Genomic DNA, 15,718 nt, shown 5'->3' on the forward strand with positions numbered 1-15,718 from the left:
GTGGTGCGTCAAGCGGCGTGCGGTCGGCATTTGAACATTAAGTATAATCAAAATATAACGCCATGCGCCCTGCGCTTAGCGCTTAAACCAAATACAATGAGCTTAAAAACAGTATTCGAGAACCCGAAATTAACACTCGTACAGATCATCAACATGAGCGTTGGTTTTTTTGGTATCCAGTTCGGTTGGGATTTACAACGTGCAAACATGGGTCGTATTTACGAAAACCTGGGTGCGAATCCCGATCAGGTTCCGTTATTGTTTTTGGCCGCGCCCTTAACCGGTTTATTGGTACAACCAATTATTGGTTACCTGAGCGACCGTACCTGGCACCCAAAATGGGGTAGAAGAAGACCTTATTTTATGATCGGGGCCATTGTAAGCAGTATTGCGTTAATTTTTATGCCACATAGCAGTGTATTGTGGATGGCCGCTGGTTTACTTTGGATTCTGGATGTTTTTGGGAATATTGCAATGGAACCTTTCCGTGCTTTTGTTACCGATAAATTACCCGATAGCCAGGTTAACCGCGGGTTTATTATGCAGAGCATGATGATCGGTTTGGGAGGTAGTGTAGCATCAGCATTGCCGTGGCTTATGAACAACGTATTCCACTTAACCAATACCGCAGAACAGGGGAGTATTCCTGAAAACGTGAAATTCTCTTTTTATATCGGCGCTTTTTTCTTCTTTGCCGCGGTATTGTGGACGGTTTTTACCACTAAAGAATACCCACCTCAGGATGTAGATTTTAAAGAAAAAGTAAAAGAAAGCAATAAAGGTTTTGGCGGTGGTGCAAGGGAAATTTTTCATGCCTTAAGGAATATGCCTAAAAGAATGCAAATTGTTTCTTTGGTCCAGTTTTTTACCTGGCCAGGTTTGTTTCTAATGTGGTTTTATTATACCACAGCCGTTGCCGTGAATGTTTTTGGCGGAAAAGATGCTGCCGATCCGGTTTATGCGCATGGTGCAGATTTTGGAAGTTTAACACTCGCGTACTACAGCGTTATTACTTTTCTTTTCGCACTGGTGCTTCCAAAAATTGCCGATGCGCTGGGCCGTAAAACTACACATGCCCTTTGTTTAATCTGTGGAGCCATTGGTTTAATCAGCGTAGCCTGGGTGCACGATAAAAATATGCTGTATTTATGCATGACTGGTGTGGGGATTGCCTGGGCAAGTATTCTCTCAATGCCTTATGCCATGTTGAGCGGATCTTTACCCAAAGATAAAATCGGGATTTACATGGGTATTTTCAACTTTTTTATTGTTTTACCAGAAATTATTGCCTCCCTAGGCTTCGGTTGGCTAATGCGGAATGTGTTAAATAACGATAGACTTTTAGCTGTTCAATTGGGTGGAGGGTTAATGATTCTCGCTGCTATAATCTGTTATGTGTTTATCCGCGAACCAAAGAAAACCGATGAAGTCTTGGCTTCTAAACTTGGGTTAGAAGAAAATAGATCGGTGTAATAAATACATGGTTTATTCCGTGGTCTGTGCCCCCACAGACCACTAATATTCTCGGTGGAAAACTCAGTGTTCTCTGTGGTAAAATCAATAATAATCTAACCAAATGAAAAAAAATATTTACCGCCTCGGTTCGTGTCTGCACGAAACGAAAAAAGCAAAAAACATCCTCTATCTGTTTCTATTGATAACAGCGTTTAATAGTGCATGTAAAAAAGCATCAACAGATGGTGTTATAGAGCCAATGCCAACAAATCAAACAGCAGCTTTACCAGCAGCAGCCAAAGATGGCGCGGTATTTATTAACAACGGAACATCGGCTATTGTAACGCTTTATGCACCAGGTAAAAAATCAGTCTCGCTAATTGGCGAATTTAACGATTGGTCTACTGCCACGCTAGCGATGAAAAATACACCAGATGGAAATTATTGGTGGATTCAGGTAGATAATTTAAACCCCAATACAGAATATGCCTATCAGTTTTATGTAGATGGAAACTTAAAAGTTGCCGATCCTTATTGCGAGAAAATACTCGATCCTGATAATGATAAATACATTACTACAGCAACGTATCCAAATTTAAAAGCCTATCCAACTGGTAAAACAACAGGGATTGTGAGTGTAATGCAAGCGAATCAACCAACTTACTCCTGGAAAAATACCAGTTTTTCCCGTCCGACAAAAGATAACCTAGTAATTTACGAATTGCTGGTCCGCGATTTTACAACCGATCATAATTATGCCTCAACACTGGCCAAACTCGATTATCTGATCGGCTTGGGTATAAACGCAATTGAGTTAATGCCGGTAAACGAATTCGAAGGTAATTTAAGCTGGGGTTATAATCCATCATTTTATTTTGCACCTGATAAATATTACGGTACCAAAACGGCGTTACAGAATTTTATTGATGAATGTCACGGAAAGGGGATTGCCGTAATTATGGATATGGTGCTAAATCATTCCTTCGGTCAGTCGCCTATGGTACAATTGTATTTCGATGGCACAAAACCAACAACAAATAGCCCATGGTTTAATGTTGATGCGAAGCATCCATTCAATGTAGGTTACGATTTTAATCACGAAAGCCAGGCCACCAAGAAATTTTCGAAAGATGTGATGAAATTTTGGATGCAGCAATATAAAATTGATGGTTTCCGTTTCGATCTGTCGAAAGGATTTACACAGAAATCAACAACTGGTGATGACCAGTTTAGATTGTACGATGCCGGGCGGATTGCAATTTGGAAAGACTATAATGGTTTTATCAAAAGTTTAGATCCTAATTTTTATGTGATTTTGGAGCACTTTGCCGAAGAAGCAGAAGAAAAAGTTTTAGCCGACGATGGAATGATGCTTTGGAACAACATGAATTACAACATGAACGAAGCAAGCATGGGTTGGTTAGATAATTCTAATTTTCAGTGGGGGTTTTATGCCAATCATGGTTTTACCAAATCAGAGAATTTGGTTGGATATGGCGAAAGTCATGATGAGGAAAGGTTGAATTTTAAAAACATCAGTTATGGCAATGGATCAGGTAATTATATGATTAAGGGGAATCTGGCTACATCATTAAAAAGAGAAGAGTTAGCAGCTGCATTTTTGTTTAGTATCCCCGGACCAAAAATGATTTGGCAGTTTGGAGAACTGGGTTATGATATCAGTATCGATTTTAATGGAAGAACAGGCGAAAAACCAATTAGATGGGATTATTATGCCGATCCGAGCCGTAAAGCACTATATGATGCTTACGCTAAATTTATCAGATTGAAAAAGAACAATGCCATTTTTAATTCAACAAACTCAACTTATAGCCTGACAGGAGGAATTAAATACATTAAGTTAAACGAGGGTGCAAATACGGTTGTAGTGGTCGGGAATTTTGATGTAGTGAACCAGACGGCCACTATTGATTTTGGTTCATCTGGAACCTGGGTCGATGCAGTTGGAAGCAGCATTAACCTTACATCAAATAGCTATAACAGAAATTTGGCACCCGGAGAATATCACATTTTTAGTAAAGTAGCTTTAAAGTAAAATCTGTACGTAATAATCTTGTTGTTTTTAGTTAATATTGCGATAACAACTAACAGGTTAATGAACAGTAAACTAGCGCATCACTTATTATGGGAACGGTTACGGGTTGGCGATAAAGATGCGTTTTTTGACCTCTATTCAGCACTTTATTACCCGCTCGTAAATTTCGGGATCAGAGTTTGTGCCGATGCCGATACCGCTAGTGAAGCTACCGACCTTGTTTTTACCACCATTTGGGAGAAACACGAAAGCTTAACCCGTGTTGATAATGTTGAAGCCTATCTGCGTACTTTCCTTAAACGCAAACTGCTCAGGATATTAGAAAGAAAACGTAAAATTAACGATGCGCTTTTTAATGCAGGGGCCGATGGCGATTGGATGGAAATGAGTTATGAAGAGTTTATTGTAAAGGTGCAAAGCGACGAACTGGTGCAGCATCAGCTTAAAAATGCATTAGAAAAACTGACCTTCCGCCAAAAACAGCTCATCCATCTGAAGTTTTTTGATGGATTAAGTTACGAGCAGATTGCCGAGCAAAGCAACCAGACTATTAAAACAGCCTATAACACCATTTACGACGCGCTAAAGATCCTTAGAAAAGAATTTAATGCGTAAATCTTGATCAATAACCTGACTTAAAACTCCGAAGTTTCCCAGGCGCTCAATCCCTTTATAAACCTCTCATTTGGACAAAGAATCTGCGTTAACGATAGGAGCGGCATCCTTTTAGTGTCATCCTGAGCCGGTCGAAGGGAAGCCAAAAGATCAGCGGATAACTTGTTAAAACGCCCAAAAAATTAATACTTAAACTTCTGAAGTCTTGCTATCCTCACAGTCTGCCTGTTTGAGATAGTGGATTTATATTTTGAAAACAAACATTCCTGTCTCCGTGGGTGCTGTAGCCCCGTTATGCACTTCAATCTTTTTATTGCAAATAAACGTTACAGTTAAATATTGTCGTTAAGCAATAAAAAGGATTTCCGTTGCTACCGGGTTTAGATAATGAAATATGTGGTTCTTGGCGGTTTAACGGTCTTGCTCCCTGCAACCCTCAATATTAATACAGCCAGGGCCACCTAAACCTGACAGCAGCGGGCACCAAACGCAGAGAGGTAAAGCGGATGGCAGGGCCAACATTTACCAAAGAGCTTCAACAATTGCTTTCCTGGAAAAAAGAGATTATTTAAACAATAAAATATTTACAAGACCCTTTATAAACTTTAAAAATAGCATTCCTGCAAATTAAATTTCTTCTTCCTGCCTACATTCAGAGCACATATTCCGCTATGTTAAAAAAAAGTTAAAATTTCCTTAGGAAAAAGTAAAGCTTTTGGGCACTGATATATAAAAGGCAAATAAGAATGGTTGATAGAAGTAAATTCAATGCAGAAGATTTTCTTGTCGATAGTACTTTTCAGCAGTATTGTGCTGGAACCGATAAGCTTTGCATTGGATATTGGGAGAAGTACATTAATGCCCACCCTGAGCAGGCTGCAGTAATTGCAGAAGCAAAAAAACTTTATGTGATATTGAGCGGGAATAAACGCCCATTAAATAAACAGACAGAAAGTTTGAAGGAAACTATGTTTCCAGCAGAAAAAGTAGTTAAGCTGAACCGTTATTTATGGCTTAAAATAGCTGCCGCATTAGTTTTAGTGCTTGGCGCAGTATTGGTTTATACCACCTACTTTAAGTACAACAATACGAAAAATGCGGTAGCGGAGGTTTATACTTTTACCACAAAAAGTGGCGAGCGTAAAAAAATTAAACTTCAGGATGGAACATCGGTGTTATTAAACGCAAAAAGTTCTTTATCTGTAACCAAAGGTTTTAACGATCAATTCAGGGAGGTTAGCCTAACGGGCGAGGCTTTTTTTGATGTGGCTCACGATAAAAATAAACCTTTTAAAGTGCACACAGCCGATTTTAACATCAATGTACTGGGTACTGCTTTTAATGTGAAGGCATATCCTGATGAAACAACTTCAGAAGCAACTTTAATCCGTGGCTTAATTACCATGGAAGCCGTAAATGGAAATGGCGGAACCATTACTTTAAAACCAAGTCAGAAAGTTACTTTTTACAAGAGCGTTGCGCCGCAGCAAAAAAGCAAATTGCTTAAACCTACTGCTTTACAGCCCGAAATTACCATTAACCATTACACCAAGATTAAAGACAGCACCATTGTAGAAACTGCCTGGACGCAGAACCGGATCGAAATTTACGATCAGGATTTTGATGAGATTAGGAATGTTTTGGAAAAATGGTACAACGTAGAAATCAGATTTACAGATCCTTCAATAGAAAAATACCGCTTTACGGCCACCATAACAAACGAAAGCATCGAACAGGTTTTACAAGCTTTAAAAGACACTGAAAATAATTTTAAATATGAGATAAAAGGAAAACAGGTAACCATCTCGAAATAGAAAGAAAAAAGGACGGTGTTGGAGCACCGCCCTTGTAATTTCTCTTTTGATTAATTAATGGCAGTTTATGCGCAAACAGATTGCTGCCAAGAACTTTATGCAACCAAAAAAACAAAAATATGATTTATTATTACTTACTGCAAGGGCGCCCAAAATATAAAGCGCTTCTAAAATTCATTATGCTAATGAAACTAGCCTGTATTATGGTTTTCATTACCTGTCTTAATGTTTCGGCATCGGTTTTTTCTCAGGAAAAAATTTCTTTGGATGTTAAGAAAACAAAATTGGCCAGGGTATTACAGATTATTGAGCAGCAAAGCAGTTACCATTTTGTTTACAGCTCTTCTTACGTTCCGGTAAACAAGGATGTAAGCATTACTGTAACCAATACTTTGGTTACTGATGTATTGGCAGCCATTTTAAACAGAACCAACCTGAAATATTCTGTTTCGGATGGTGGCTTAATCGTAATTAGCAAAAATAAAGAAGTCCCGATTTCGGGAACCGTTAAAGATGCCCTTGGAGGGGCTTTGCCTGGCGCAAGTGTTAGGGTTAAAGGAACAGGCATTGGTACCTCTACCGATGTGAACGGTAAATTTGCATTAAATGCGCCTGAAAATGCTATTCTGGTCATTTCTTATGCCGGTTTTCAAACCAAAGAGATTGCTATCGGTATGCAGACCAATATTGATATCGTATTATCAGAAGATACCAAACAGCTTACCGATGTGGTGGTTACGGCTTTGGGTATCAAAAAAGAAAGAAGGGCCTTAGGTTACTCGGTTACACAGGTTAGTGGTGAAACGTTAACCCAGGCAAGGGAAAATAATATTACCAACTCTTTAGTTGGTAAAGTAGCAGGTTTAGATATTGCCGGTACTTCGGGTGGTGCTGGGGCTGCCACTAACGTTACCATCCGTGGTGTTTCAAGCTTAGGTCCATCAAGTCAGCCTTTGTATGTTGTAAATGGTATTCCAATGGAAAGTGCACCGGTTGGTTTTGGAAGCACAATTGGTATTGGTAACAATGGAGGTCAATACGATAACGCACCAGATTTGGGCGATGCGATCAGCAACTTAAATCCTGACGATATTGAAAGCATTTCTGTTTTGAAAGGTGCTGCAGCTTCAGCACTGTATGGTAACAGAGCTAAAGCAGGCGTAATCCTGATCACCACAAAAAGTGGCAAAGGGAACAATATTGAGTTTAGCAGTAATTATGTTGCCGAGCAGGTGATGGATAGAACAAACTGGCAATATATATACGGACAAGGTGTAAACGGCCAGAAACCAGCTACGCAATTGGCTGCTGCTTCTACCGGAAGTTCAAGTTGGGGTGCCAGATTAGATGGTTCTAATGTAGTTCAGTTTGATGGTGTGAGCAGGCCTTATTCTGCCCAAGAGGATAACATTGAAGATTTTTATAGGACGGGAGGGACGTTTACCAATACCCTGGCATTAAACAAATCGTTTACTGGTGGCGTAATGCGTTTATCGGCAAGTGATTTAACCAATAGATCGGTTGTACCCAACTCTGGTTTAAACAGACAGAATTTTACTCTTGCCGGTACTTTCGATCCAATAAAGAACCTGGTGATTGATGCACGTTTTAACTATATCTTAGAACAGGCCAAAAATAGACCAATGGTTTCTGATGGTGCAGGTAATGCGAATTATAATGCAGCATTTTTACCAACCAGTGTAAATATTGAAACGCTAAAGCCTGGCAAAAAATCTGATGAAACTGAGCTTTCGTACAATACAGGTAATACCTATGCTACTAACCCTTGGTTTGCTGCCTATGATTTTATTCACAATACCAAAAGAGAACGTTTATTAAGCTCTATTAGTGCAAAATATACCTTTGATAACGGATTGTTTTTACAGGCACGTGCAGGTAGAGATTCCTATAACGATAATTACGTTGCAGTTACCCCGTCAGGTACCGCTTATGATGCCGATGGAGGTTACACCGAACAGATCAGTAAATTCTCCGATATCAATGTGGATGCGTTGATTGGTAAATCTTTTAAAATAGACGATTTTTCAATTACCCCTAATTTTGGAGCAAGTTATCGCCGTACCAAAGGTGCTGGAACCACAAATACAGGCGGATCTTTCCAGATTTTTGGTGTTTATAATTTATCCAATACCGGAGGGAAAGCAGTTGCCGTTTACCAGACTGATCAGGAAACCCAATCTGTTTACGGAACGTTAGAAGTAACCTATAAAGATATTTTATATTTAACAGGAAGTGCACGTAACGATTGGTTTTCTACCCTAGCCACTCCCGGCAGAGATAATAAATTAAATACAATTTATCCATCCATCAGCGGTTCATTTGTTTTCACAGAATTATGGAAACCATCTTTCTTGAGTTTTGGTAAATTAAGAGCAGGTTTTGCCAATGTTGGCCAGGCAACTACCCCTTTCCAAACACAGCTTTATTATAATCTGCGCAGTGAAACCATTAATGGTAGTTCGCTTGGTAACATAGTAAATGCTGCAATTCCGAATGCTACTTTAAAGGCATCCAGCGCAAGTGAACTTGAAGTTGGTACAGAAATGAGGTTCTTTGGCGATCGCCTAAGTGTTGATTTTACCTGGTACAACAAAAAATCTAAAGATGAGATTCTCGCTGTTCCTACTTCGACCACAACCGGTTATAACGGGGCGTTTTTAAATATTGGCAAGTTGCAAAACCGCGGTGTTGAAGCTTTAGTATCGGGCGTTGTTTTAAAGAATAAAGATTTCAGCTGGACATCAACTTTAAATGGATCGTATAATGATAATAAAGTATTAACGCTTGCACCTGGTACGGCTTCACAACCTTTGGCAACATCTAGAAGTAATGTGGGCTTTTTACAAAATCTGGAAGGATTGGCTATTGCTCAGGTAATGGCTTACGATTATAAATACGATGCTAACGGTAATATTATAAAAGATACCAATGGTATTCCTGAAAGAGGAGAGTTGAAACCTTATGGTTCTGCCTACAATAAGTGGACTGCTGGTTGGAACAACGAGTTTAACTACAAAGGTGTTAACTTTTCATTCCTGATTGATGGCAAATGGGGCGGTAAAATTTTCTCTGCTACTGATTATTATGGTTATGTGTTTGGTTTGCACCAGGCTACTTTAGAAAACCGTGATGCTTTAGGTATAAATGCGGCAAATTATTACAGCACTTTTGCCAATAATGTATCAAAACAGTTTGTGCAGGATGCAAGTTTTATCAAATTCAGACAGGTCATTCTAGGCTACAATTTTCCTGGAAAAATGTTCAATAATAAGATTAAAGGTTTAAATGTGAGTTTTGTTGGCCGTAATTTATTCATCCTGATGAAGAAAACCGACAACATCGATCCCGAGTCGAGCTATAATGCAACCATTCCAGGTATGGAGCTGGGCGGAGTGCCGCCTGTGCGTACCTATGGTTTAAATTTAAGTGTTAAGTTATAATCCTTTAAACGAATTGAAAATGAAAACGATCATAAAATTATACGTACCACTTTTATTATCTGGATTAGCCCTGATAGCCGGTTGTACAAAAGACTTTGAAAAAATTAATACAGATCCAACATCAGTTGGACAAGAGCAATACAATCCAAACTTTCTTTTATCTACAGCTCAGTTAAATTACACTGGAAGCATCGATTTTGCTTACGAAACCTGGCGGGGAAATTTAATCTATGCCTCTACTATGATGCAGGGCATGTCATCTGTAATTGGTTATTGGGCAGGTGATAAATATATGCTTAACGAAGGGTACACCGCTGCATACTGGGAAAAAGCTTATCCCGATCAGGTTAAGTATGCTGCCGATTTAGTTGAGTTTACCAAGGGAAAAACCCAGTATAACAACGTTTATCAGATGGGTAGAATATGGAAAGCCCTGATTTTTGAGCGATTAACGGACTTATATGGGGATATACCCTATTTTGATGCTGGAAGAGGTTATTATACAGCAAATTTATATCCTAAATATGATACCCAACAAGCTATTTATACCGATCTGTTAAAAGAGGTTGATGAGGCGAGTACTGCCCTAAATGCAAGTGGCGATAAAGTAACCGGCGATCTTGTTTTTGCCGGCGACATTGCGAAATGGAAACGTTTTGGAAATAGTTTAATGCTGCGTATGGCCATGCGGTTAACCAAGGCCGATGCCACTTTAGCTCAGACCTACATCAATAAAGCAGTTGGTAAAACCATGACTGGCGATGCCGATAATGCTTTCTTTAAACATGATACCAATGGCGCCCGTGTAACACAGAATAGAAATGCCCAGGTTTTATTAGGCGATGGTGGCCAGGAGAATTTTTACACCAGATGGAGCAGTACATTCATCAATTATTTAAAAACCAATAACGATCCTCGTTTGGGGAAGGTGGCCGTAACCAAGTTATATTTAACCGATGGAACTAAAGATCAAAACCCTGCTTTTGTTACCAATCCTGCAGTACAAAAAGGGATGCCAAATGGTAAAGATCTAAGTGGTATTGCAGGAAGAGATGTTCGTCAGGACCCTTCTTATACTGATTTTACCGATTATTCATCCCCAAATCCGGGTATGTTAAAAAGAGATGGTAATACTTTTATCCTTACCTATGCCGAAACGGAATTGCTTTGGGCAGAGGCAGCACAGCGTTATGGTATTGGGGGTTCTGCTGCTACGCATTACAATGCCGGTGTAATTTCTGCAATGACTTATCTTTCTCAATATGATGCATCAATGGCTGTAAACGGAACGGATGCTGCGGCTTATTTAAGCGCCCATCCATATGTAGCGGCCAATGGTTTAGAGATGATTGGCACCCAATATTGGGCACACACCATTACCATGCTCGATTTTTACGAAGCCTGGTCGAACTGGAGAAGAACAGGTATTCCTGCACTGGTGCCTGTTGTATACCCAAATACCAATACGGGTGGTTCAATCCCACGTCGTTTTCCTTATCCACTTTTCGAAGGTGTTACTAACGCGGTAAATTATAAAGCTGCATCAACCGCTGTTCCAGGAGGCGATAAGCTGGTAGGAAAAGTTTGGTGGGATAAATAATTTATATCATCCCGGTTTTTTACTAGCCGACATTGCTTATGCAGTGTCGGCTTTTTTATTCCATTGTTTGCTATTGCATTTTCATCAAACGTTTGCGCAAAACTTACTTGAGCGTATAAAGAAGTTTAGTTTATCTTTAACTGATAAGTGCGTCATCTTCAGTATAAAACTGTAATGTGCTCAACGGAATACGCTAAACGCTAATTATAAAAATTCATTATTTATACATGAAAAGCACTCTATTTACTCTTGGTTTCCTTATTGTTACTCAAGGTCTTTTATTCGGTCAAACCGACAGTACGGTTATTCAATTAGTACCTAACATTAAAGAAATAAAGGCCGGCGACAAGAAAATTATTTTTCCCGAAAGCCCGAAAGGTTATTCCTTGGTATTCAAGGGGAGTAATCGCGAACCAATAGTAAATCCATCTGGCGATATTACCACGCCACTGGTTGCAACAAATGTCAACCTGTATTTCGAACTGATTAGTCAGGTAAGCGATTCGATAAAGTACGATGTATCTAAACAGATTCTTGTTCCAGGAAAATTTTCAGACGGTGGTGTTAACCCACAGCCTTTTGTAATCCCTGCTTTGCGCGAATGGCATGGTGGTAAAGGCGATTTCTCTTTAACTGCGGCAAGCAGAATTGTTTTGAATGCCGCCAATGAAAAACAGTTGCAGAACGCTGCCAGCATTTTAAAACAAGAGTTGAAAGATCAGTTGGGTTTTAGCCTGTTAATTGTGAAAGGTAAGGCTAAAAAAGGTGATATTTTTTTAGCCTTAAGCGCAACAGATAAAAGCATTGGCGAAGAAGGATATTACTTTAATACAGATGAATATATTACCATTAGTGCAGTAAAATATCAGGGTTTATTCTGGGGAACCAGAACTTTGCTGCAATTACTGGAACAGAAAAATGCTATTCCCAAAGGAGTGGCAAGAGATTATCCGGAGTTTAAAGTGCGCGGATTTGTGCTCGATGTTGGCCGTAAGTTCTTTAGTCTGCAGTTTTTAAGAGATTATGTGAAATTCATGTCGTACTACAAATTGAACGATTTTCAGATTCACTTAAATGACAATGGCTTTAAGAAATACTTCAATGATAATTGGGCTGATACCTATTCGTCTTTCCGCTTAGAAAATGCAACCTACCCGGGGCTGACGGCAAAAGATGGTTCTTATACCAAAAAGGAATTTATGGCGCTACAACAGTTAGCCGATAATTATGCGGTCCGTATTATTCCAGAAATTGATGCACCGGCACATGCGCTGGCCTTTACCAAGGTAGTTCCCGAAATTGGCAGTAAAGCATATGGTATGGATCACCTTGATCTCCATAATCCACTTAGTTATACGGTTATGGAAAATGTATTTAAAGAATATATTTCAGGGAGCACACCAGTATTTACGGGTAAAGCGGTCCACATTGGTACAGATGAATATGCTAAAAAAGATGCGGAAGTTTTCAGGGCTTTTACCGATCGTATGATTAAATATGTAGAAGGTTTTGGAAAAGATGTTAGGCTTTGGGGAGCATTAACACATGCAAAAGGTACCACTCCTGTGAAAGTAGAAAATGTGGTGATGAATACCTGGTATAATGGTTATGCCAACCCTGTTGAAATGAAGAAACTCGGCTTTAAGCAAATCAGTACGCCTGACGGATGGCTATATATTGTACCTGCAGCAGGCTATTATTACGATTACCTCAATATTAAAAACCTGTATAACAAATGGACACCTTCTATGATCGGAAACGTTCAGTTTCAGCCTGGAGATCCTACTATATTAGGTGGCTCTTTTGCGGTGTGGAATGATATTGTAGGCAACGGAATTACAGAAAAAGATGTACACGATAGGGTGTTCCCTGCCATGCAGGTACTGGCACAAAAGATGTGGGGAGGAAGCGAGACAACTTTAAAGTTCGACGATTTTAACGCTTTGAGCAAGAAGATAGGAGAAGGCCCGTCATTAAACATCAGTGGAAAGCTATCTAAAAAAGATGCACCATTTACAGCCCAGTTTAACTTTGATAAAAAAGACAATCAAATTAAAACTACTGGCGCTGTTTACGCAGAAGGATATTCAAAAAATGCTTTATCATTTTCAGGAAAAGATAGTTATGCAAAGTTACCATACACTGAGATAGGATATAATTATACCGTTTCTTTTTGGATAAATCCTGCCAACAACAATTTGGATGATGCAGTGTTATTCAAATCGCCTAATGCTACTGTAAAATTAAAACAGACAGGTACGGGCAAACTTGGTTTTTCAAGGGAAGGTTATGATATTGATTTTGGATATGCTTTGCCCGAAAATGGCTGGACACACGTCGTCATAACCGGAACCAATAAAGGCACCAGTCTTTATGTAAATGGTAAACTCGAAAAACGGTTGTATGATAACTGGATCGTGTTTACAGACAAAGACAAAACGAAAATGCGTAAATCGGAAACTTTGTTTTTCCCGCTTCAAACAGTTGGCGGATTTAAAGGAAAGTTAGACGAATTGCAAATTTGGAACAAGGTGTTGTCAGATGAAGAGATTCTGGTCTTAAAATGATAAAAGAGAATTAAACAATAACCCGTCTCGGTTAAATCAGTTTTTACCAGCCGATACCGCATTTGCGGTATCGGCTTTTTTGCTCCCAAATTTTGGATAACATTTTAAGCAAACGTTTGTGCTACATTTTGCGTCGATTTTAAACTCATCAGAAATTCTGTTGTAACATGAATAATTAAAAGCCTTGGCAAACGTCAAGACTTTTCTTTTATGGTAACATTTCTAATGTGCTTTTTGATTAACGCCACAATAGTTTGATATTTAGAAACCAAACCAAAACAATGAAATTCAGATTTATACTCGCTACATTTTTAAGCATGGGCATTTTCGCATATGCACAACAGCAACCCAGAAAAAGCCAATCTAAAGAAACCATAACCACTACCCAGGTTACCGTTAAAGACGAACCTAAATCTTCAGCAAACGAAAGGACAATTAAGGTGGAGAGCTCGGTAGTTACCAATCACACTGTAAATATCGATGGCAAGGCTGTTCCGTATAAAGCCACAACAGGTACATTGCCTGTTTGGGATGAAGATGGCAAGCCGATTGCAGGTTTGTTTTATACTTATTACGAACGCAGTGATGTGCAAAATCGCGATAAACGCCCTTTAGTAATCTCTTTTAACGGTGGCCCGGGTTCAGCTTCAGTTTGGATGCACATCGCCTATACCGGTCCTGTGGTTTTGAATATTGATGACGAAGGTTATCCGGTGCAGCCTTATGGTTATAAAGAAAATCCATATTCTATTTTAGATGTTGCCGATATTATTTACGTCGATCCGGTCAATACTGGCTATTCGAGAGCGGTAAGTAAAGATGTTCCGACAAATAAGTTCTTTGGTGTACGTGCCGACATTAAATACCTGGCCGAGTGGATCAATACTTTTGTAACCCGCAATAATCGTTGGGCCTCTCCAAAATTTTTAATTGGTGAGAGTTATGGTACCACACGCGTTTCGGGTTTGGCTTTAGAGCTGCAAAACAGCCAATGGATGTATTTAAACGGTGTGGTTTTGGTTTCGCCAACAGAACTTGGTATTGAGCGTAGTGGCCCCGTTGATGCGGCTTTGCGTTTGCCCTATTTTGCAGCTACAGCCTGGTATCATAAGGCGCTTGCGGCCGATTTACAGGGCAAAGATTTAACAGCCATGCTTCCTGAGGTTGAAAATTTTACCATTAATGAATTAATCCCTGCTATTTCGCAGGGTGGGATGTTAAGTGCCGATAAAAAGAAAGCCATTGCCACAAAAATGGCCCGTTACACTGGTCTTTCAGAAAAAGTGATTTTAGATTACAACCTCAATGTACCCACTGATTTTTTTTGGAAAGAACTGCTGAGAGATAAAGGTTTTACAGTAGGTAGGTTAGATTCGCGCTATCGCGGTATAGATAAAATGAGTGCCGGCGAAGGACCCGATTATAATGCAGAGCTAACTTCCTGGTTGCATTCCTTTACACCAGCCATCAATATGTACATCCGCAACGAGCTGAATTATAAAACCGATTTAAAGTACAATATGTTCGGTTCCGTTTACCCATGGGATAAAACCGGCGACCAGACTGGCGATAACCTCCGCCAGGCTATGGCACAGAATCCATACCTGCATTTATTGGTACAATCAGGTTATTACGATGGTGCCTGCGATTATTTCAATGCGAAATACAGCATGTGGCAGTTAGATGCTGCGGGTAAATTGCAAGACCGTATGAGCTGGGAAGGTTACCGGAGCGGACACATGATGTATTTACGTAAAGACGATCTGAAAACGGCCAATAACCACATCCGTGAGTTTATTAAAAAAGCATTACCAAAAGCAGGCGAGGCCGCTAAGTTCTAGCCAGGATTTAGAGGATTTAAGGATTTTAAGAATAAAGTGTATGTTTCCCCTCTAGAAGGGGCAAGGGATCGTTTTTCAACTCTTATAAAATAATTCTTCGGGTTTTATTTGGAGCGCAGTTGCAGTGTAATAATTATCGTTCGTCCTGCTTTACGCTCCGATCTTTTTTGCCCTTCGACTCCGCTCAGGGTGACCAAAAAAGATCTCCGCTTCAATCAGGGCTAGTGGGTTAGGACGGTGGCAGGGAAACCCCTCATAGTAGCACAGGCAGGCGTAATCTAAACCTGACAGCCGCGATAGCCCCAGATT

Annotated in this window: 8 protein-coding genes; all 8 read left to right on the forward strand. The window is 39.7% G+C overall.

The genetic code is table 11. The annotated features are described in order from the left end of the window. Positions 1-96 precede the first annotated feature (96 nt). The 8 genes from ACTJKN_RS13285 (at position 97) to ACTJKN_RS13320 (ending at position 15,409) form a co-directional block, all read left to right on the forward strand. Complete coding sequence (locus tag ACTJKN_RS13285; protein WP_440825635.1) at positions 97-1,473, forward strand: MFS transporter; 1,377 nt, start codon at positions 97-99, stop codon at positions 1,471-1,473. A 103-nt stretch (positions 1,474-1,576) separates the two neighbouring features. Continuing rightward, positions 1,577-3,511, forward strand: coding sequence for an alpha-amylase family glycosyl hydrolase (locus ACTJKN_RS13290; RefSeq protein ID WP_440825637.1), 1,935 nt, complete (start codon positions 1,577-1,579; stop codon positions 3,509-3,511). A 60-nt stretch (positions 3,512-3,571) separates the two neighbouring features. After that, the gene (locus tag ACTJKN_RS13295; RefSeq protein ID WP_440825639.1) at positions 3,572-4,126 is read left to right on the forward strand and encodes an RNA polymerase sigma factor; all 555 of its coding nucleotides are present in this window, start codon (positions 3,572-3,574) and stop codon (positions 4,124-4,126) included. 746 nt (positions 4,127-4,872) lie between these two features. Then, positions 4,873-5,940 (forward strand): FecR family protein, encoded by a 1,068-nt coding sequence (locus ACTJKN_RS13300; protein ID WP_440825641.1) that lies wholly within the window; start codon positions 4,873-4,875, stop codon positions 5,938-5,940. A gap of 185 nt (positions 5,941-6,125) precedes the next feature. After that, on the forward strand, positions 6,126-9,401 hold the full coding sequence (locus tag ACTJKN_RS13305) for a SusC/RagA family TonB-linked outer membrane protein (protein WP_440825643.1): 3,276 nt from the start codon (positions 6,126-6,128) through the stop codon (positions 9,399-9,401). Between the two features lie 19 nt (positions 9,402-9,420). Beyond that, the gene (locus ACTJKN_RS13310; RefSeq protein ID WP_440825645.1) at positions 9,421-11,001 is read left to right on the forward strand and encodes a SusD/RagB family nutrient-binding outer membrane lipoprotein; all 1,581 of its coding nucleotides are present in this window, start codon (positions 9,421-9,423) and stop codon (positions 10,999-11,001) included. Positions 11,002-11,228: 227 nt separating this feature from the next. After that, positions 11,229-13,568: a family 20 glycosylhydrolase gene (locus ACTJKN_RS13315; protein WP_440825647.1), complete on the forward strand. Its 2,340-nt coding sequence runs from the start codon at positions 11,229-11,231 to the stop codon at positions 13,566-13,568. 281 nt (positions 13,569-13,849) lie between these two features. Then, positions 13,850-15,409 (forward strand): S10 family peptidase, encoded by a 1,560-nt coding sequence (locus tag ACTJKN_RS13320; RefSeq protein ID WP_440825649.1) that lies wholly within the window; start codon positions 13,850-13,852, stop codon positions 15,407-15,409. The last annotated feature ends 309 nt before the right edge of the window (positions 15,410-15,718 follow it).

The organism is Pedobacter sp. 22163, assembly GCF_052045595.1.
Lineage (GTDB): Bacteria > Bacteroidota > Bacteroidia > Sphingobacteriales > Sphingobacteriaceae > Pedobacter.